17 protein-coding genes and 1 tRNA gene are annotated in these 18,526 nt (G+C 63.5%); 3 read left to right on the top strand and 15 right to left on the bottom strand.

Annotated features, from left to right (window positions below):
- Positions 1-1,326: an alkaline phosphatase PhoX gene (locus E5222_RS12790; RefSeq protein WP_136694163.1), complete on the bottom strand. Its 1,326-nt coding sequence runs from the start codon at positions 1,324-1,326 to the stop codon at positions 1-3.
- Positions 1,327-1,459: 133 nt separating this feature from the next.
- Between E5222_RS12790 and E5222_RS12785 the strand changes: the two genes are divergently transcribed.
- Entirely contained in the window at positions 1,460-3,658 is a 2,199-nt protein-coding gene (locus E5222_RS12785) for a beta-glucosidase (RefSeq protein ID WP_136694162.1), read from the top strand.
- On the opposite strand, the gene ligD is transcribed toward E5222_RS12785, so the two are convergent.
- From ligD to E5222_RS12720, 13 genes are all read right to left on the bottom strand, one after another.
- Positions 3,652-4,530 (bottom strand): non-homologous end-joining DNA ligase, encoded by an 879-nt coding sequence (gene ligD, locus E5222_RS12780; protein ID WP_136694161.1) that lies wholly within the window; start codon positions 4,528-4,530, stop codon positions 3,652-3,654. The genes E5222_RS12785 and ligD overlap by 7 nt on opposite strands.
- A gap of 60 nt (positions 4,531-4,590) precedes the next feature.
- Positions 4,591-5,613: a phytase gene (locus tag E5222_RS12775; RefSeq protein WP_136694346.1), complete on the bottom strand. Its 1,023-nt coding sequence runs from the start codon at positions 5,611-5,613 to the stop codon at positions 4,591-4,593.
- A gap of 2 nt (positions 5,614-5,615) precedes the next feature.
- Positions 5,616-8,519 (bottom strand): TonB-dependent receptor, encoded by a 2,904-nt coding sequence (locus E5222_RS12770; protein WP_136694160.1) that lies wholly within the window; start codon positions 8,517-8,519, stop codon positions 5,616-5,618.
- A gap of 118 nt (positions 8,520-8,637) precedes the next feature.
- Positions 8,638-8,766, bottom strand: coding sequence for a DUF2474 domain-containing protein (locus tag E5222_RS12765; RefSeq protein ID WP_136694159.1), 129 nt, complete (start codon positions 8,764-8,766; stop codon positions 8,638-8,640).
- Complete coding sequence (cydB, locus tag E5222_RS12760) at positions 8,766-9,764, bottom strand: cytochrome d ubiquinol oxidase subunit II (RefSeq protein WP_136694158.1); 999 nt, start codon at positions 9,762-9,764, stop codon at positions 8,766-8,768. The genes E5222_RS12765 and cydB overlap by 1 nt, the downstream gene beginning before the upstream one ends.
- The gene (locus E5222_RS12755; protein WP_136694157.1) at positions 9,761-11,218 is read right to left on the bottom strand and encodes a cytochrome ubiquinol oxidase subunit I; all 1,458 of its coding nucleotides are present in this window, start codon (positions 11,216-11,218) and stop codon (positions 9,761-9,763) included. The genes cydB and E5222_RS12755 overlap by 4 nt, the downstream gene beginning before the upstream one ends.
- A 111-nt stretch (positions 11,219-11,329) precedes the next feature.
- Positions 11,330-11,959, bottom strand: coding sequence for a peroxiredoxin (locus E5222_RS12750; protein WP_136694156.1), 630 nt, complete (start codon positions 11,957-11,959; stop codon positions 11,330-11,332).
- Positions 11,960-12,134: 175 nt separating this feature from the next.
- Positions 12,135-12,284, bottom strand: coding sequence for a transposase (locus E5222_RS12745; RefSeq protein WP_136694155.1), 150 nt, complete (start codon positions 12,282-12,284; stop codon positions 12,135-12,137).
- Positions 12,284-14,047 (bottom strand): SulP family inorganic anion transporter, encoded by a 1,764-nt coding sequence (locus E5222_RS12740; protein ID WP_246021763.1) that lies wholly within the window; start codon positions 14,045-14,047, stop codon positions 12,284-12,286. The genes E5222_RS12745 and E5222_RS12740 overlap by 1 nt, the downstream gene beginning before the upstream one ends.
- A 15-nt stretch (positions 14,048-14,062) precedes the next feature.
- Positions 14,063-15,289 carry an NAD(P)/FAD-dependent oxidoreductase gene (locus E5222_RS12735; protein WP_136694154.1) on the bottom strand — a complete coding sequence of 409 codons (1,227 nt, stop codon included), beginning with the start codon at positions 15,287-15,289 and terminating at the stop codon, positions 14,063-14,065.
- A 51-nt stretch (positions 15,290-15,340) separates the two neighbouring features.
- On the bottom strand, positions 15,341-15,763 hold the full coding sequence (locus E5222_RS12730) for a YeeE/YedE family protein (protein ID WP_136694153.1): 423 nt from the start codon (positions 15,761-15,763) through the stop codon (positions 15,341-15,343).
- Positions 15,763-16,209 carry a YeeE/YedE family protein gene (locus tag E5222_RS12725; RefSeq protein WP_136694152.1) on the bottom strand — a complete coding sequence of 149 codons (447 nt, stop codon included), beginning with the start codon at positions 16,207-16,209 and terminating at the stop codon, positions 15,763-15,765. Before E5222_RS12725 ends, E5222_RS12730 begins: the two co-directional genes overlap by 1 nt.
- On the bottom strand, positions 16,206-17,132 hold the full coding sequence (locus E5222_RS12720; protein ID WP_136694151.1) for an MBL fold metallo-hydrolase: 927 nt from the start codon (positions 17,130-17,132) through the stop codon (positions 16,206-16,208). Before E5222_RS12720 ends, E5222_RS12725 begins: the two co-directional genes overlap by 4 nt.
- Before the next feature lie 80 nt (positions 17,133-17,212).
- On the opposite strand from E5222_RS12720, the gene E5222_RS12715 reads away from it, so the two are divergent.
- A complete protein-coding gene (locus tag E5222_RS12715) occupies positions 17,213-17,848 on the top strand; it encodes a peroxiredoxin (RefSeq protein ID WP_136694150.1) in 636 nt (211 codons plus the stop codon).
- The gene (locus tag E5222_RS12710) at positions 17,845-18,189 is read left to right on the top strand and encodes an ArsR/SmtB family transcription factor (protein ID WP_136694149.1); all 345 of its coding nucleotides are present in this window, start codon (positions 17,845-17,847) and stop codon (positions 18,187-18,189) included. Before E5222_RS12715 ends, E5222_RS12710 begins: the two co-directional genes overlap by 4 nt.
- A 102-nt stretch (positions 18,190-18,291) precedes the next feature.
- On the opposite strand, the gene E5222_RS12705 is transcribed toward E5222_RS12710, so the two are convergent.
- Positions 18,292-18,368: transfer RNA gene (locus E5222_RS12705), tRNA-Met, on the bottom strand.
- Positions 18,369-18,526: the final 158 nt, after the last annotated feature.

Below are 18,526 nucleotides of genomic sequence, written 5' to 3'. Positions count from 1 at the left end.
TCAGCTGTTGAGCCATTTCCACGGGCCAGTGATCGCCAGCGTGCGCGTGGGCGAATAGGCGTTGACGAACAGCGTGCGGCCATCGGGCGAGAAGCAGGCCCCTGCAGGCTCCGTCTGGATGCGCAGGCGGGCAAAGGCGTAGGCCTCGCCCGAAGGCGTCACGCCGCGGAGGTGATTATCGACCGTTTCGGTATACTGGTCCTCGCATACGATCAGGTGCCCATCGGGCGCGATGGTAAGGTTGTCGCCGAAGGAATACACCTCGCGGTCGCTGCTTTCGTAGAACAGCTCCAGCACGTCGGCGCCGTGGATATTGGGGCGCATGCGGAAGATCTGACCTTCCTTCGCCGCACCGCCGCTCGTGGCAGTGAAGAAGAACTCGCCATCGCCCATCCAGATGCCTTCGCCGCGCGCGAACAGGGCAGCGCCCATCTCCGCGCCGCGCTGGCGCAAATCGTCCTCGGGCGATTCCACATTGTCGAGCGTGATCCAGCGGCCCTGCACCAGATCGCCCACCTGCATCGCCACGCCGTCCCAGTTGCGCGTATCGGCAACGCCATTGAGCACCAGCGCCTGCAGCGTGCCGCCGCGCGCCAGCTCTCCCGCATGGGTGGGGATGTAGCGATAGAGGAGGGAATCGTTCCGGTCCTCGGTCATGTAGACGATGCCGGTGGCGGGATCGACGCATGCCGCCTCGTGATTGAAGCGGCCCATGGCGGTGATCGGCAGGGGATCGACCTGCCGTTCGGCATTGGCGGGCACTTCGAACACCCATCCATGGCTTTTGTTGATATTGCCGTTGGGCGTGGAGACATCCTCCTCGCAAGTGAGCCAGCTGCCCCAAGGCGTAACGCCGCCCGCACAATTGCGGATCGTCCCGGCGAGCGAGCGGTATTGCCGCTTCACATTGAGCGTCGCCGGATCGAGCACGATGGTGGTGGTGCCGCCCGCCAGCGGAACAAGGCTGCGCGCCATCGTATCGAAGGCCGGGCCGGTCGCCCCGCCCGTATCCTCCTCGGCGCGCAATTCATGGTTGCGGACCAGTGCCCATTCGCCATTGCCGAGGTCGAAACAGCCCATGCCATCGGCCTTGTCGGGCACGGTGCCGCCATCGTCCATCGCCTCTCCCAGCGAGGAGAGCACGCGGTAGGAGAAGCCGCGCGGCAGGTCGAGAATGCCTGCGGGATCGGGCACCAGTGCGCCGTAATCCGCGCCCAATGGCAGTGGCGTGGCGGCCCCTCCCCCACGCGTGGCGCAGGCCGATGCGGACAGGGCGGCGAAGGCACTGGCGGTGGCACGAAGGAACTGGCGGCGATCTGCCTGCATTTTGTCGGGTCTCCTGATGAGGTCTTTCCCTCCAGATAGGCGGAAATTGCGGCTTTGCCATGACAGTCTGGATGACAGGCGGGGCGCTCTATGCTGATATCGCCGGAAAAAAGACAACAGAGAGGATGGCCTGATGAGATTGACCCGCACGCTGCTGGCCGCAACCGCGCTCGCGCTGGCCGCGCCCGCATTGGCGCAGGAGGAGGCCAGCCCGCCCGTGATGCTCGCCGCCGACACCACGGGCTCCGCCAGCGAACGCGCAGCGACGATGGTTGCGCAGATGACGCAGGACGAGAAACTCAGCCTGCTGATGGGCTATTTCGGGACAAGCTTTCCTCCCAACGACTACACCGTGATCGAAGGCGCGCGACCGGGCTCCGCAGGCTATGTGCCGGGTATCGGGCGGCTGGGCATTCCCCCACAATGGCAGGCCGATGCCGGGATCGGCGTGGCGACACAGGGCGGCGCGGAGGCGAAGCGGCCGCGCACGGCGCTCCCCTCCGGCATGGCGACGGCGGCGACTTGGGACCGCGACCTCGCCTTTGCGGGCGGCGCGATGATCGGCAGCGAGGCGCGCGCGGACGGGTTCAACGTAATGCTCGGCGGCAGTGTCAATCTGGTGCGCGAGCCGCGCAATGGGCGCAATTTCGAATATGGCGGGGAGGACCCGCTGCTCGCCGGAGTGATGGTGGGCCAGCAGATCGCCGGCGTACAGTCGAACGACATCATCTCCACCTCCAAGCATTTCGCCGTCAACGACCAGGAAACTGCGCGCGGCACGGGCAATTCGGTGATGGCGGAAGACGCGATGCGGATGAGCGATCTGCTCGCCTTCCAGATCGCGCATGAGGTGGGCAATCCGGGCTCCGTCATGTGCGCCTATAACCGCGTCAACGGCCCCTATAGCTGCGAGCATCCGTGGTTGCTGACGCAGGTGCTGCGGAACGAATGGGGCTGGCCCGGCTATGTCCTGTCGGATTGGGGCGCGGTGCATTCGACCGCCTCATCAGCCAATGCCGGGCTGGACCAGGAATCGGGCTTCGGCCTGCAGACTGCCGCATGGTTCCGCGCGGACCGTTTGCAGGCGGGCGTGGATGCGGGCGAAATCTCCAGCGAGCGGATCGACCTGATGGTCAGCCGCATCCTCACATCCATGTTCGCGCATGGCGTGATCGACAATCAGGTGGAGGCCGACCAGCCGATCGATTTCGCCGCCAATCGCGCGGTCAGCCAGGCCGATGCCGAGGGCGGAATCGTGCTGTTGAAGAACGAGGGCGATATCCTTCCCCTCGCCGCCAATGCCCGGCGCATCGTGCTGATCGGCGGTCATGCGGACAAGGGCGTGCTGTCGGGTGGCGGGTCGAGCCAGGTCTATCCCGATGGCGAGAACGCCGTGCCGGGGATCGAGCCGACCAGCTGGCCGGGGCCGGTCGTCTACTACCCCTCAAGCCCGCTTGAGGAATTGCGCGCGCTGCTGCCCGATGCGCTGGTGACCTGGCATGACGGCCTCGACCATGAAGGCGCGGCGGCGGCGGCCAATGCGGCGGACCTTGCGATCGTCTTCGCGAACCAATGGGCAAGCGAGAGCATCGATGTTCCCATGCATGTGGAGGACGATACGCTGGTGGAATCGGTCGCGCTCAACCAGCCGAATACGGTTGTTGTGCTGCAGACCGGAGGGCCGGTGCTGATGCCTTGGGCGGACAACGTGCGCGGCATCGTCGCGGCGTGGTATCCGGGGCGCATGGGCGGCAAGGCGATTGCCAATGTGCTGACCGGGGCGGTGAATCCCTCGGGCCATTTGCCGGTCACTTTCCCGCGCAGCCTCGACCAGTTGCCGCACCCCGAAGAGCCGCATGAAGGCGACGTCAATTACACCGAAGGCGCGACGGTCGGCTACAAGTGGTTCGACCGCGAAGGGCTGGAGCCGCTCTTCGCCTTCGGTCACGGCCTTTCCTATACCGAGTTCGACTATGGCGACCTCTCCGTCACCCAAGCAGGCGACGGGCTGGTGACGACATTCACCGTGACCAATAGCGGCGATGTCGCGGGAGCCGATGCGGCGCAGGTCTATGTCTCAGGCACAGGATGGGAGGCGCCGCGTCGCCTCGGAGGCTTTGCCAAGGTCGAGCTGGAGCCGGGCGAGACCAAGCTGATCAGTGTCGGCATTGATCCACGTCTGCTGGCGGTGTGGAACCTCGCCAATCCGGGTTGGAGCCGTGCTGAGGGTAGCTACACGGTGACGCTGGCGGAAAGCTCGCGCGAGCTGAGTGAGAGCGTGGAAATCACGCTGCCAGCCCGCCGCCTGTCACCGCAGTGGCGCCCTCAATAGGGGCCGCTCTTCGGTAGGGACTGTTCCGCCTCGCCCCAACCGGCGAGGGCGTTGCTTGCGGCGCGGTCCAGCAGGCTGTCGACAGCGTCGATGGTGAAGGCCTGCGCCTTGGCGAAACCGGGCAGTTCCTCCCAGCAAATCGGCGCGGCCACCGGCGCCCCGCTCCGCGCACGAACCGAATAGGGCGCGATGGCCGAATTGCCGCGCATATTGCGCAAATAGTCGATGAAGATCCGCCCCTCGCGCTTCGCTTTGGCGCTGCTGGCGGTGAAGCGGTCGGGGGCATCCTCGCTCATCGCCTGTGCCAGCGCCTTGGCGAAGCTTCCATGCCGGTCCCACGAATGACCCTTGGTCAGTGGGACCACGACGTGGAGGCCCTTGCCGCCCGTCAGCAGCGGGAAGCTTGTCAGGCCGACATCGGACAGGCGTTCGCGAACCTCGATGGCTGCATCGCGCACGGCAGCAAAGCCCACGCCCTCCCCTGGATCAAGGTCGATCACCAGCCGGTCCGGCGCCTCCACATCGTCGGCGTGGCTGGCCCAGAGGTGGAATTCGATCGTCCCCATTTGCACGCATTCCAGCACGCCCGCCGCGCCATCAACATAGAGGTAGTCCTCCACATCGCCTTCCTTCTCCCTGATCGGCACGGCATGGACATGCGGGCCGAAACCAGAGGTGCGGTGGCGCTGGAAGAAGCATTTGCGCGAGCGGCCCTGCGGGCAGCGCACGATGTTGAGTGGACGGCCCGCGGCAAAGCGCAGCAGGAGCGGGGCCACGGCGGCATAGTAATCCGCCAGGTCGCCCTTGGTGTGGCCGCTATCCGGGAAATAGACCTTGGCGCGGCTGGTTATGCTGACAATCGCATCGCCCATCGCGGCATCCTGCCATGACGGGAGCACTCGTCACAACAGGGATGCGCGATGGACTTTGCGTCAGTCGAGGCCGAGCGCGGCTTTCACGTCGGCCCAGCTGACCAGCTTGAAGTTCTGCGCATCCGCGCCATTCTGGCCGTCTTGCGCGATAAATAGGCCTTCGGGATAGTCGGGGCCGAAGCTACGCGTATCGAGCTCGATTCCGTCGGTTTCCTCAGTCGAGCCGAAGGCCCCTTCAGCCACCCTGAACCGCCCTAGAGGGGCCATCGAAGGCAGTTGAAAGACGGCATAGGCATTGTCGCCCTGGCTCGAGGCGATCAGGTAGCCGCCATCCGCGCCATCTCTCGCAATGGCGAGCCCTTCGACATCGGCAACGAGATACTGGTTGTCGATTGCGGCCACGATTTGGCCCGTGGTCTCGCCGTCGCGGAAGCGCCAGATGCCCGCCGCCTCTTCGCCGACATAGAGCGTGCCGTCGCGATCGTCGAAAACGCAGCCCTCGGGCTGGCTGGGAACCGCCATCTCGCGCAGCAGCGTGGCTTGCGGCGTTTCGCCCGGAGCCCATTCGCCGATTGCATATTCGCGCAGCCGGCCATCCTTGATCACCGCCAGCGCCGAGAGGCCGCCATGCCGGCTCATGCAAAAGCCGTAGCCTTCACCGGAACCGCTCGGAATGCGGCCCAGCGGCGCAAGTTCGCCGCTGGCCGTATCCAGCGTGAAGGTGGAGATGTGCGAATTCGCAAGGTCGATCCGGTCGCTGGCGGCAACCATGACTGTACCATCTTCGAGCGTGACGAGATCGACATTGTTGACCGCGCCGGCGTCGATGAAGCTGCGGACCGCTCCGTCGAGGCCATAGACATAGAGCCCGGCCTTCTTGTCGGTCGCGACGATCAGGCTGGCTGCCGGATCGGCATCGTTGCGCCAGATCGCCGGATCGTCCGCCGCATCCTCGTTCATCGTGCCGACGGGAGCCGTCTCGCCCTTCGCCATCACGGCGACGGGCGGGAGGCCTTGCTGCGCGGTGGTGGCGCAGGCGCTCAACGCGCCCGCGGCCACCAGTGTTGCTATTGTTCTCTTCATCATCAGAAGTTGACGCGAACGCCGCCCTTCATCGTCCAGCTGGAGAACTCGCTCTCATACACGTTCTGGCGGACGCCATAGGTGTTGTAGGCGAAGAAATCCTCCTCGGTGATGTTGATCCATTCGTAGAAGATCTGGACATTGTCGGTGATGCGATACTTCGCGCTGAAATCCAGCTGGAAGTGATCGTCGATCAGGCGATCTTCCTCGGCCGAAGAGCCCAGCTCGTCGAGGAAACCGTCGCGATAGGTGCCGGCGAGGCGCAGCGAAAGCGGACCGTTCTCGTAGCCCAGCACGGCGTTGAACGTGTGCTTGGAGGTAGTCGGGAGCGGGATGGTGCGCGTCTCCGTTACCGCACCCAGCGTGCCGGAGGCTGCATCGGGAACGGTGCCGGTGGCATCGGTATAGGTGTAGTTGAACTGCGTCAGCAGGCCCGACAGGGCACCCGGCAGCATGGTCCACTGCTGCGCGAAGCCCAGCTCGATACCCCATACTTCGGCACTGTCGCCATTGAGCGGGATCACCGCCTCGTCGAAAGCGATGCCGTTGAAGACCAGCCGCTCTTCCGGATCGATCTGGTCGTTCTCGTTGAGGTCCTCGGCATTGTACTCCACGTCGACGACGTAGTTGGAGATGTCCTTGTAGAAGAACGCCGCCGTCACCGCGCCATTGCCGGAGAAGTAGTATTCGAGCGAGGCATCGAAGTTCCACGCTTCATACGGCTTGAGCGAAGGATTGCCGAATTCGCCCTCGATCTCGTCATCGTCATTGATCTCGGTGGCGAAGCGCGGGGCAACCTTGGAGAAGGGCGGGCGCACGACCGAGCGATATCCGGCCAGGCGCATGACCAGGTCGTCCTGCGGCTCGAAACGGATGTTCAGGCTCGGCAGCCAGAAGCCGTAATTCTTCGGCTGGAAGCTGTCGGAGATGATCACCGTATCCTCGGTCGCCGTCTCGCCATTCGGCAGCGTGCCGTCTTCTTCCACCAGCAGCACATTGTTGCCGAAGATGTCGGTCTGCGTGTGCTCGTAGCGCACGCCGCCGATCACGCTGAGATTGTCGCTGTCCCAGCGGCCGAGCAGGTATGCGGCGAGAATGTCTTCCTCGATCGCGTAGTCCGACACCGCACTGTCGAAGATCGTGTCCACGCCCTGCAGCTCGAAATCGGCGAAGTTGTTGAGGAAGAAGTCGGTCGCACCGGTATAGCTCGCCACCGGGCCGATATCGCCGCGGCGGAAGGTCTGTTCGCCCAGCACATCGGCGAGCGAATAGGTGCCTTCCCCGTCATATTCATAGAATTCGACATCGGCATTGTAGGTCTTTTCGCGCCAGCGTCCCTTGGCGCCGGTCTGCACGGTGAAGACGCCATTGCCCATGGCGAATTCGCGGGCGACGTCGAGGCGGGCGGCGAATTCTTCGTCCTGCGCGTCCGACGTGTCGACGAATTCGATATCGTTCAGCTCATAGGTTGCGGCATCGAAGAAATCGGCCACGCCGCTTGCCGCATAAAGCGGCGTGCGTGGGTCGGAGAAGTCGAGGTCGAGCACCAGCCCGTCGCCCGAAAACTCGCGTTCGAACTGCGTGGGATCGACATTGCCGTCCTCTTTCTCGGAGGACTTGGCGTAGCTCGCCATATACTCGATCGTCCACGGACCGGTCACCGTCTCACCGCCCAGGGCCAGCGAGTAGGTGCGCTGGCGCTCGAAACGGTCCTTGATGTCACGCTCGACGACCAGTTCGTATTCCTCGCCCGGCTCATCGGCGTCGAAATCGGCAAAGCTGCCAGTAAAGCCGCTGCCGGTGATGAAGCCGTCTTCCAGCACCAGCGTGGTGCGGCGGCGATATTCCTGGTCGTCGAACTGGCTGAACAACCCGCGAATATAGAGGTCGGTGCTTTCCGAAGCGCGGAAATCGAAGCCGAGCGTGGCGGACAGGCGCTCGCGCTCCACGTCATAGTCGCGATACTGCACTTCTTCCGGGAAGATGAAGCCGTCATCGTCGTCCCAGCCATCAGCCTCGATCGTGTCGACTTCATATTCGCGCTGGTAGTAGCTTACGCCGCCCGACACGCCGATATTGTCGGCCAGGCGATAGGCAAAGTCGAGGCTGGCCTTGGGGCCCAGCTGTTCGGAATAGTTGTTGTAGGAACCCTCTGCCCGCGCGGTCACGTAATTGCCGCGACGGTCGAAGGCGGAAACGGTGTTGATCTCGATGCTGGCGCCGATCGTGTCGGCATCCATGTCGGGCGTCAGCGACTTCTTGACCTCAATGCTTTCGATGATGTCACTGGAAATCACGTCCAGTGCCACGGCACGAATATCGCTTTCGGGCGCCGGAACGCGCACGCCGTTGATCGAGCTGGCATTGAGGTTCGGGTCGAGTCCGCGAACGGAAACGAAGCGTCCCTCGCCATGGTCGTTGAGGACGTTGATGCCCGGCAGGCGGCGCAGGCTTTCGGCCACGTTCTGGTCGGGGAACTGACCGATGGCGTCGCGGGTCAGCACGTCGGACACCGTGTCCGAAGCATATTTGCGGCTGAGCGCGCTGGAGATGTTGGCGCCCTGGCCGATCACCAGGATGCGCGAGGCATCGTCGCCGCCCAGCGCGAAGTTGACGACCACGGTGCCGGTAGCGGGTACTTCGACCGTCATGGTTTCGGCAGGAGCGCCGACATAGCGGGCGGTGATCTCGTAGGTTCCTGCGGGCAGGTCGGCGATGCGATAGGTGCCGTCGCGCGCCGTCACCACCTGGCGGCCCAGCGCCTCGATCTCGATAGTGGCGGATTGCAGCGCGACCGTATCGGTCTCGTCCACCACGGTGCCGGTAACGTCACCGGCGATTGCAGGGGTGGCGGCGAGTGCCAGCGCAGCGATGCTGCTGGTGGCGAGAAGGAACTTCGTATTCATGATTGGGCTTGCCCTCCGTCCATGTGAATGGCGCGGCGGCTAGGCCCTGCATGTGAAGGCTTGCGGTCAATGCAGTGACAGAACGGTTACAACCGTGTCCTGTTGCCAATGGGCAACGTCAGCTGCCGATCCAGCTCCTGAGGATGAAGGCGACGACACCCAGCACCGCGACGCTGGCGGCCCAGATCAGCGCCATCCAGCCGAGGCGCTTCCACAAGGGGGATTGTTCCTCTTGCGGCAAAGGCATCAATGGTAGCCTTCCTTGCCTACCTTCCCGCGAAACACCCAATATGCCCAGGCGGTGTAGCCCACGATCAGCGGCATGGTGATGGCGACACCCACCAGCATGAATACCTGGCTGCGGTGGGGCGCGGCGGCATCCCAGATCGTGACATCGGGCGGCACGACATTGGGCCAGATCGTCGCGCCCAGCCCGGCCATTCCGAGCAGGAACAGGCCCAGCGCGTACCAGAAAGGCGAACTCTCGCCCCTACCGATCGCGCGCCACAGCAGGATTGCGACAAGGCCCGTGGCGATGGGCACGGGAGCGAGCCAGTAGACTTCGGGCGCGGTCAGCCAGCGCTCGGCATATTCGGGACGCAGGGCGACATTATAAAGGCTCACCGCCCCCATCAGCGCGGCCGTGGCCAGCGCGGACTTCTTCGCCAGGCCACGGGCCTTTTGCTGCACGTCCCCGTCCAGCCGCCAGATCAGCCAGCACGCGCCCAGCAGCGCATAGCCCGCGACCGTGCCGACACCAGTCAGCAGCGTGTAAGGCGTGAACCAGTCGAACCAGCTGCCGGCATAGGCGCGATCGACCACGGTGATGCCCTGCAGCAGCGCGCCCAGCACCATGCCTTGCGACATAGCCGCGACCAGAGATCCGCCCATGAAGGCCATGTCCCAGAACGGCCGGTGCTTCTCGTCACGCCAGCGATATTCGAAAGCGACGCCGCGGAAGACGAGGCCGAGCAGCATGGCGATGATCAGCGGATAGGTGGCAGGCAGGATGATCGCATAGGCGAGCGGAAATGCGGCGAAGAGCCCGCCACCGCCCAGCACCAGCCAGGTCTCGTTCCCGTCCCAGAAGGGCGCGATGGAATTCATCGCCCGGTTGCGCCCCTCGCCCGGCTGGAATTGCGGGAAGAGGATGCCAATGCCGAGGTCGAAACCGTCCATCACCACATAGGCAAGGATGCCGAAAGCGATGATGAAGGCCCAGATGACGGTCAGGTCCACACTCATTGTCCGTCCTCCTTCTTCACGAGGACGCTCTGCGGCAGCGTCTCCTCCTCGCCCGGATTCTGTGTCGGCCCCGGCGTGATCCCGGCGGTACGGATCGGGCCTTCGTCGCCACGCTTGACGCCCGCCTCATGCGGATGCGGCGCAGCGCTCATCAGGCGCAGCAAATACCATGTGCCGACGGAGAAGACCGCGAAATAGACCACCACGAAAGCGAGCAAGGACGCTGCCACCGCTGGCGCATCGAGCGGGCTTGCCGAATCGGCGGTGCGTAGCAGGCCGTAGATGGTGAAAGGCTGGCGGCCGACTTCGGTGGTCACCCAGCCGGCGATGACAGCGACGAAGCCCGATGGCCCCATGATAAGGGCAGCGCGGTGCAGCAAACTCCAGTCATAAAGCTTGCCGCGCGTCCGGGCGAGCAGGCTCCAGAGGCCGATGCCGAGCATGCCGAGGCCAATCGCGACCATGATACGGAAGGCCCAGAAGACCATGAAGACGGGCGGCTGGTCCTCGTCCGCAATCGTGTCGAGCCCGTCGATCGGCGCGTTGAAATCATGCTTCAAGATGAAGCTGGAAAGCTTGGGGATACCCAGCGCCCAGTCGAGCTGTTGCGTCTCGTCATTGGGAATACCGAAGACGTAGAAGGGCGCGCCGTCGGGATGGCTCTCATAATGCCCCTCCATCGCCATCACCTTGGCCGGCTGGTGCTCCATCGTGTTGAGCCCATGGAGGTCGCCGACGAAAATCTGCACCGGTGCCACCAACGCCGCCATCCACATGGCCATGGAGAACATCTTGCGCGCGTGCTGGTTCGCCTTGTCCTTCAGCAGGTGCCAGGCCCCCACCGCGCCAACCACGAAGGCGGTCGTCAGGTAGGCGGCGGTCACCGTATGCACCAGCCGGTAGGGGAAGCTGGGGTTGAAGATGATCTCGATCCAGCTCGGCCCCGGCAGGAACTGGCCGTTCGCGGCCATCTCGAAGCCGGTGGGCGTCTGCATCCAGCTATTCACCGAAAGGATCCAGAAGGCGGAAACGAAGGTGCCCGCCGCCACCATCAGCGTGGCGAAGAAGTGCAGCTTCTTGCCCACCTTCTCCATGCCGAACAGCATCACGCCGAGGAAACCGGCCTCAAGGAAGAAGGCGGTCAGCACTTCGTAAGCCATCAGCGGCCCGATCACCGGCCCCGCGACATCGGAGAAGACGGACCAGTTGGTGCCGAACTGGTAGGACATGACGATGCCGGAGACGACGCCCATGGCGAAAGCGATGGCGAAGATCTTCAGCCAGTATTTGAACAGGTCGAGATAGACGGCCTTGCCCGTCTTCAGCCACAACCCTTCGAGGACGGCGAGATAGCTCGCCAATCCGATCGAAAATGCGGGGAAGATGAAGTGGAAGCTTACCGTGAAAGCGAACTGGATGCGGGCAAGCAGCAGGGCGTCAAAGGACTCGAACATGGCCGGAAAAAGCCTTTCAGTCTGATCGGTGCACGGCCCCTATAGCCGCTTTAACAGACAAGTGAATGCCCGCCAGCCGGATGGGAAGGCTGACGGGCATTCTCTGGAACCTCAGGCGACCTTGGTCATCCTGAGATAAGGCTTGATGGTGGTGAAGCCCTGCGGGAACATCTTCTTGGCCTCCTCATCGGGGATCGAGGGCGGGATGATCACCTCGCCGCCCGGCTCCCAGTTGGCCGGGGTGACGACCTTGGCGCGGTCGGTCAGCTGCAGGCTGTCGATCACGCGCAGGATCTCGTCGAAATTGCGCCCCACGCTCATCGGATAGGTCATCATCAGCCGGATCTTCTTGGCCGGATCGATGATGTAGACAGAACGCACGGCAGCGGTCTCGCTCTGGTCCGGGTGGATCATGTCATAGAGGCGCGCGATCTCCAGGTCGGGATCGGCCACGATGGGGAATTTCAGCGTGGTGTTCTGCGTCTCGTCCACGTCCTTGATCCACTCCAGATGCTCTTCGGCCGTATCGGTCGAAAGGCCCAGCGGCTTCACGTTGCGCTTGTCGAACTCACCGGCAAGGCGGGCGGTCATGCCCATTTCGGTGGTGCAGACCGGCGTGAAGTCCGCCGGGTGGCTGAAGAAGAACACCCAGCTATCGCCAGCCCAGTCATGCAGGCTGATTTCGCCGACCGTGCTGTCCACGGTGAAGTCGGGTGCGGTGTCTCCGATATGCAGTGTCATCTCTTGGCTCCTTGGTTGGTGCGAGAGAGATAGCGCCGGTATTCCGATTCGACTAACTCAATTACTTGATTAGCGTAATCGTATTATATCCTGAAGCGATTTTCAGGGGAAATTGGGCTCAAAAGCGCAAAAATAACGTATTACAATTACCGTTTTCCCTTAATTGAAAAGGCAGTCAGGCAATCTTCCGCCGCTCGGCGCGCCAGCGGTACAGCGTCTTTTCCGAGATGCCGACTTCGCGGCAGCTTTCGGTCACGCCCATGCCCGATGCGATCAGCCGCTCGATCTTGCGGCACTTGGCGTCCTTTTCGGGGATGGCAGTCATCAAATCAGTCCTCTTGCAAGCATGTGGTCGGTGGGAGCGATCTCTCCGTCATCGGCTGCCAGCTCGGACCAGGCCTGGTCCTGCGACAGGAAGACGCGGCCATTCAGCTCCTCCAGGAAATGGGTTCCGTTGAGCCGGTCCATAACCGGCCCCTTCACTTCGGACAGATGCAGCCCGATCCCGCCATCGGCGAGGCGGTGATTGATCGCCTCGAGGCTTTCCAGCCCCGTCGCATCGATCGCATTGACCGCGCTGCACATCAGGATCACGTGGCGCAGCTCGGGCCGTTCGGCCACGCGCTCCAGCACATATTCCTCCAGCCAGCGGGCATTGAGATAGGTCAGACTCTCATCGATGCGGATGGAAAGGAGGTGCGGCAGGGTCAGCACCTTGTGCCGCTCCACATTGCGGAAATGCTCTGTCTCCGGCACGCGGCCGACGACGGCGGCGTGAGGGCGCGAGGCTCTCCAGAGATAGAGCAGCAGGCCGAGCAATACGCCCGCGATCACGCCCATCTCCACGCCCGCCAGCAGCGTGGCGATGATCGTCGCCATATGCGCGGCGAAATCGCCTTTGGAATAGCGCCAGAGCTGCCCCGGCGTCTTGAGGTCCACCAGGCTCAGCACGGCGACGATGATCGTAGCGGCCAAGGTCGCGATCGGCAGGTTGAACAGCAGGGGGGTGAGGAAGAGCGAGGCGAGCGCAATGCCGCCTGCGGTATAGGCGCCGGCGGCAGGCGTCTGCGCGCCGGCATCGAAATTCACCACCGAACGGGCAAAGCCGCCGGTCACGGGATAACCGCCGCTGAGAGCCGAGGCGATGTTGGAGGCGCCAAGGCCCACCAGCTCCTGGTCGGGCGTGATGCGCTGGCGGCGCTTGGCAGCGAGTGTCTGCGCCACCGAGACGCTCTCCACGAAACCGATGATCGAGATCAGCAGGGCAGGCACAAAGAGCTGCGCGATCAGGCCCATATCGGTCGAGGGAACGGCAAAGGGCGGCAAGCCCTGAGGCACCGCGCCCACCAGCGCCACACCGCGTGTTCCAAGGTCGAAGGCGAGCACGGCAAGGATGGTCAGCACGACCGCGATCACCGGCCCGGCCTTGGCGGCCATGCCTGCGCCCTTCTTCGTCATGCCGAACTTTTCCAGCAGCGGCGCAAATCCCTTGCGCACCCAGAACAGGAAGGCCGTGGCGAAGCCGCCGACCACGACGGTCGGCCAATTGGTATCGGGCAGGTTGGCGAACAGGTTACCGAGCATCTCCGGCCAGTTCTCGCCCCCGCCCGAAATGCCGAGCAAGTGGCGCAACTGGCTGGTTGCGATGAGGATGCCGCTCGCGGTGATAAAACCGGCGATGACCGGATGCGAGAGGAGATTGGCGAGGAAGCCGAGCCGCAGGAAGCCGAGCACAGCCAGCATCACGCCGGACAGCGCGGCCAGCGTGATCGCCGCTTCCAGATATTCCGCCGTCCCCTGCGCAGCCACCGCGCCCGCGGCGGACGCCGTCATCAAGGACACCACCGCCACCGGCCCCACGGCCAGGGTGCGGCTTGTCCCGAAAATCGCATAGGCGACGAGCGGCAGGATCGAGGCGTAGAGGCCGACGACCGGCGGCAAGCCCGCCAGCAGCGCATAGGCGAGGCTTTGCGGGATCAGCATGATGGTGACGATCACCGCCGCCAGCATGTCCGCCGTCAGGATTTCACGATTATAGGCCGCACCCCATTCGAGGATGGGGAAATATCGGCGCAGAATGTTCGGCACGACCCCTAGCCCGCCTTACTGCGCGATCATGTTGCCGGGACCGGCAAGCCACTCGCGGCCCTTCAGCATCCCGTTCCAGTAAATCCACGGCAGCGCATCGGCCTTCAGCATCCAGCTGAGCCGCGTCGCCTTGGTCCCGTCCACCAGCCAGGTGGGGAAGCTGGGCATCAGCTTGCCGCCATAGCCGAATTCGGCGAGCACGATCTTGCCGCGCTCCACCGTCAGCGGGCAAGAGCCATAACCGTCATAGGCGACCGTAGGCTCCTTGCCGTCGAGCACTCTCAGCGCATTCACCGCGACGACCGGCGCCTGCTTGCGCGCGGCGGCGGCGGTCTTGGCATTGGGCGCGCTGCACCCGTCACCAAGGCCGAAGACGTTGGGATATTTGGTGTGGCGCAGACTGAACTGGTCGACATCGACGAAACCGCTTTCGCCAGCCAGCGCGCTTTCGCGAATGAAGTCCGGGCCGACCTGCGGGGGCACGACATGGATCATGTCGAACTCCACCTTCTCCTCACCGTCCTTGGTGGCAAAGGTCGCGACCTTGCCGGGGCCATCGACGGCGACGAGCTTGCTCTCCAGCTCCAGGTCGATGCCGTATTTCGCCACATATTCCATCAGCGCGGGGACATAGGCCTCCACGCCGAACAGCACGGCGCCGGCATTGCGGAACTGCACATTGATATCGTCGAGGCGGCCATGGCGCAGCCAGTGGTCGCAGCTGAGATACATGCTCTTCTGCGGGGCACCGGCACATTTGATTGGCATGGGCGGCTGGGTGAACAGCGCGCGGCCCTGCTTCATCTGCTGCACCAGCTGCCAGGTATAGGGCGCCAGGTCATAGCGATAGTTGGAGGTGACGCCATTCTTGCCCAGCGTCTCCTCCAGCCCCGCGATCTGGCCCCAGTCGAGCTTGATGCCGGGGGCGACGACCAGAAGATCATACTGCACCTCGTCACCTTCCGTGGTGGTCAGGCAATTATTGTCCGGGTCGAAAGTGCTGACATATTGGTGGATCCAGGTCGCGCCCTTGGGAATGACGCTGGATTCCGGCCGCCGCGTGATCTCCGGGTTGAAGACCCCGCCGCCGACCATGGTCCAGCCCGGCTGGTAGAAATGGTCCGCCGCACCATCCACGATGGCAAGGTCGAGCCCGGGGCGGCGGCGCAGCATGCTGGCCGCGGTCGCGATCCCTGCCGAACCTCCACCGACAACAACGACTGTGTGCTTGTGTTGGGCCATGGGACGATCCTCTCAAGTGTTAGGGCGCGCGAGCGGAAGGCAGCGCAGCCGCTAGGCGTTCTTCGATGTCACCAGCTTGTGCAGCAGCATGCCTGCCAGCATGGAGGCGACGAAAGTGGCGATGGCAGCCGGCGAAGGGGCGGTGCCGAGCGATGCGATGGCGGGCCCCGGGCACAATCCGCCCAGTCCCCAGCCAACGCCGAACAAAGCAGCGCCACCAACAAGCTTGCCATCGATGTGGCGCGTGCCGGGCAGGTGCCAGGTCGTGTCGACCAGCGGCTTCACCATTTTCGGCTGGATGAACCAGGCCACGGCCATCACGATCAGCGCGCCGCCCATCACGAAGGCGAGCGTCGGGTCCCAGTCACCGAAGATATCGAGGAAGCCGCGCACGCGCGCGGGATCGGTCATGCCTGAAAGCGTCAGGCCGATGCCAAAGATCACGCCGGCGATAAGGGTCAGGAGCTGTTTCATCACCATCCCCATCCCAAGGCGTTGGCGACAGCGACGGTCACGATCCCGCTCACCATGAAGGCGAGCGTCGCCGTGATCGACCGGCGCGACAGGCGCGACATGCCGCAAACACCGTGACCGCTGGTGCAGCCGGATCCCATGCGCGTACCGAATCCGACAAAGAGTCCGGCCGCAGCAAGCAGGATGAGGGAGGGAGAATAGCTGACCGCGACCGGACCGAAGGCCAGCGCGTAGACGAGGCCGCCCAGCACGAGGCCAATAATGAAATTGAGCGCCATGATCCATGGCGGGCCGCTGTCGGCAATGCCCGTCGCGCGCGCCAGCAAGCCGCTGACGCCCGCGATGCGGCCGGCACCCAGCAGCATGATCGCGGCCGAGATGCCGATCAGCACACCGCCGACCAACCCTTCAAGGGGCTGCGCATCGGGAAATCCGGGCAGCGTCATACGGCGTTGACCGGGATCTTGATGTAGCTGATGCCGTTATCCTCGGGCTCGGGCATATGCCCGCCACGGATGTTCACCTGCACCGAAGGCATGATGAGTTCCGGCAGGTCGAGCGTTGCGTCACGCTTGGTGCGCATTTCGACGAACTCGTCCTCGCCCACCCCGTCATGCACATGCACGTTGGAATCGTGCTGCGCGCCAACGGTCGATTCCCAGGCATAGGTATCGCGGCCCGGCGCCTTGTAGTCATGGCACATGAACAGGCGCGTCTCGCGCGGGAGCTCAAGCAGGCGACGGATGGACTTGTAGAGCTGACGGGCATCGCCGCCGGGGAAGTCCGCCCGTGCAGTGCCGTAATCGGGCATGAACATCGTGTCGCCCAGGAACACGGCATCGCCGATAATATAGGCCATGTCGGCCGGCGTATGACCCGGCACGTGGAGCGAGATCGCCTCGATATTGCCGAGCTTGAAAGTGTGGCCGTCCTCGAACAGGTGGTCGAACTGTGAACCGTCACGCTCGAATTCGGTGCCGGCGTTGAACAGCTTGCCGAACACTTCCTGCACATGGGTGATCTGCTGGCCGATGGCGAGCTTGCCGCCGAGCTTTTCCTGCAGATAGGGCGCGGCTGAAAGGTGATCAGCGTGGGCATGCGTCTCGAGCAGCCACGTCACTTTCAGGTTTTCCGAATTGACGTATGCAACTACCGCATCTGCCGAGGCGAAGGACGTACGGCCGGAATTCGGGCGATAGTCCAGCACCGAGTCGATAACCGCCGCTTCACGCGTTGCGGGATCGTGTACGACATAGGTGATCGTATAGGTAGCCTGGTCAAAAAATCCTTTGACAACAGGGATCTGGTTAGAATCCGCACGCGCAGCTTCGATTTGCGCGATGGCCTGCTGCAACACTTGGTCAGTCATGGGAACGGCCTCTCAATCTTTAATTACACATTTTATGTATATGTATTGCTTTGCAAATGTCAAGGTGCTACGGGGTGGCTATGACGAACCAGGATAACGTCCAGTGCCTACGCATTGGAGACATCGCACCGGACTTCACTGCGCGCAGTACGGCAGGGCCAGTCAGCCTGTCCGATTACCGCGGGCGATGGGCGCTACTGTTCTCGCATCCGGCCGATTTTACCCCGGTCTGCACCAGCGAATTCGTCGCGCTCGCCCGCGCGGCCGATCGCTTTGCGAAGATGGATACCGCGCTGCTCGCCCTGTCGGTAGACAGTCTCTATTCGCATTTCGCCTGGGTGAGGGCGATCCGGGACCGGTTCGACGTGGAAGTGCGTTTTCCCATCATCGAAGATCCGACGCTGGTCATTGGCCGCGCCTATGGCATGGTCGCGCCCGAGGCGAATGACAGCTCGACCGTACGGACGAACTTCTTCATCGACCCAGAGGGTACCATCCGCGCGATCGCCTGCTATCCGCTCAATGTCGGCCGTTCGGTAAACGAGATGCTGCGCACCTTGTCGGCACTGAAAGCAGCCGATGAGACCGGCAATCTCGCCCCCGAAGGCTGGCAACCGGGTGACCCGATGCTCGTCCAGCCCGATCCCGACATCGATGCGATTCTCTCGGCCGATACGCCGACTGACTGGTTCCTGACCGAGAAGGTGGGTAAATGAGCGAAGCCATCGTCGAGGCCCTGAAGGCAATCGCCCATCCCTTGCGCTTCCGCATCCTGGGAACGCTGGCCGATGGCGAACACAATGTGGGCGAGATCGAGGAGGCGAGCGGCATCACCCAGCCAGCCCTCTCACAGCAACTCGCAATTCTCCGGAAGGCGGACCTTGTGACCACCAGGCGCGAAGCCAAGCAAGTCTATTACGCGATCGCGCCCGAGGAGCTGGGCAAAGTGACCGACGCACTCTCGGCCATGCTGCCCGAAGCGGAAGACCAAGGCGAAGCCGCAACTCCTCATGCACGGCGCACAGGCGCGGCAGTATTCGCACGCCTCAATATCTGAGCAACCTCTGAAGCTAGGCGCATGGCCGCGCGCCTGGCCACAAAACCGCCGGCCAAACGCAAAAAAGCCGCCCCAACGGGACGGCTTGTATGTTTCGGACGGTGGTTGCGGGGGTTGGATTTGAACCAACGACCTTCAGGTTATGAGCCTGACGAGCTACCGGACTGCTCCACCCCGCGATATGATCTGGCTTAAAACGCCAGCGGCTGCATCCGCAGCCTCGGCTTTCCTCGCTTTCGGCAGCAAGCTGCCTCCGCTGCGGGCGGCCGTTCGGCCTTGCGGTCCCTTGGGGGCCGGTTGGCCACGACGCAACTGGACGACCACCGATCGCCAGAGA

It is taken from the genome of Alteraurantiacibacter aquimixticola (assembly GCF_004965515.1).
In the GTDB taxonomy this organism is placed as follows: Bacteria; Pseudomonadota; Alphaproteobacteria; order Sphingomonadales; family Sphingomonadaceae; genus Alteraurantiacibacter; species Alteraurantiacibacter aquimixticola.
The sequence above is the reverse complement of the archived record's forward strand: the minus strand, read 5'-3'. Positions and strand labels throughout refer to the sequence as shown.

What these genes read in the sequence shown, in the direction of transcription:
- E5222_RS12790 (WP_136694163.1), bottom strand. Translation starts at nt 1,326, where the DNA reads ATGCAGGCAGATCGCCGCCAGTTCCTTCGTGCCACCGCCAGTGCCTTC.
- E5222_RS12785 (WP_136694162.1), top strand. Translation starts at nt 1,460, where the DNA reads ATGAGATTGACCCGCACGCTGCTGGCCGCAACCGCGCTCGCGCTGGCC.
- ligD (WP_136694161.1), bottom strand. Translation starts at nt 4,530, where the DNA reads ATGGGCGATGCGATTGTCAGCATAACCAGCCGCGCCAAGGTCTATTTC.
- E5222_RS12775 (WP_136694346.1), bottom strand. Translation starts at nt 5,613, where the DNA reads ATGAAGAGAACAATAGCAACACTGGTGGCCGCGGGCGCGTTGAGCGCC.
- E5222_RS12770 (WP_136694160.1), bottom strand. Translation starts at nt 8,519, where the DNA reads ATGAATACGAAGTTCCTTCTCGCCACCAGCAGCATCGCTGCGCTGGCA.
- E5222_RS12765 (WP_136694159.1), bottom strand. Translation starts at nt 8,766, where the DNA reads ATGCCTTTGCCGCAAGAGGAACAATCCCCCTTGTGGAAGCGCCTCGGC.
- cydB (WP_136694158.1), bottom strand. Translation starts at nt 9,764, where the DNA reads ATGAGTGTGGACCTGACCGTCATCTGGGCCTTCATCATCGCTTTCGGC.
- E5222_RS12755 (WP_136694157.1), bottom strand. Translation starts at nt 11,218, where the DNA reads ATGTTCGAGTCCTTTGACGCCCTGCTGCTTGCCCGCATCCAGTTCGCT.
- E5222_RS12750 (WP_136694156.1), bottom strand. Translation starts at nt 11,959, where the DNA reads ATGACACTGCATATCGGAGACACCGCACCCGACTTCACCGTGGACAGC.
- E5222_RS12745 (WP_136694155.1), bottom strand. Translation starts at nt 12,284, where the DNA reads ATGACTGCCATCCCCGAAAAGGACGCCAAGTGCCGCAAGATCGAGCGG.
- E5222_RS12735 (WP_136694154.1), bottom strand. Translation starts at nt 15,289, where the DNA reads ATGGCCCAACACAAGCACACAGTCGTTGTTGTCGGTGGAGGTTCGGCA.
- E5222_RS12730 (WP_136694153.1), bottom strand. Translation starts at nt 15,763, where the DNA reads ATGAAACAGCTCCTGACCCTTATCGCCGGCGTGATCTTTGGCATCGGC.
- E5222_RS12725 (WP_136694152.1), bottom strand. Translation starts at nt 16,209, where the DNA reads ATGACGCTGCCCGGATTTCCCGATGCGCAGCCCCTTGAAGGGTTGGTC.
- E5222_RS12720 (WP_136694151.1), bottom strand. Translation starts at nt 17,132, where the DNA reads ATGACTGACCAAGTGTTGCAGCAGGCCATCGCGCAAATCGAAGCTGCG.
- E5222_RS12715 (WP_136694150.1), top strand. Translation starts at nt 17,213, where the DNA reads ATGACGAACCAGGATAACGTCCAGTGCCTACGCATTGGAGACATCGCA.
- E5222_RS12710 (WP_136694149.1), top strand. Translation starts at nt 17,845, where the DNA reads ATGAGCGAAGCCATCGTCGAGGCCCTGAAGGCAATCGCCCATCCCTTG.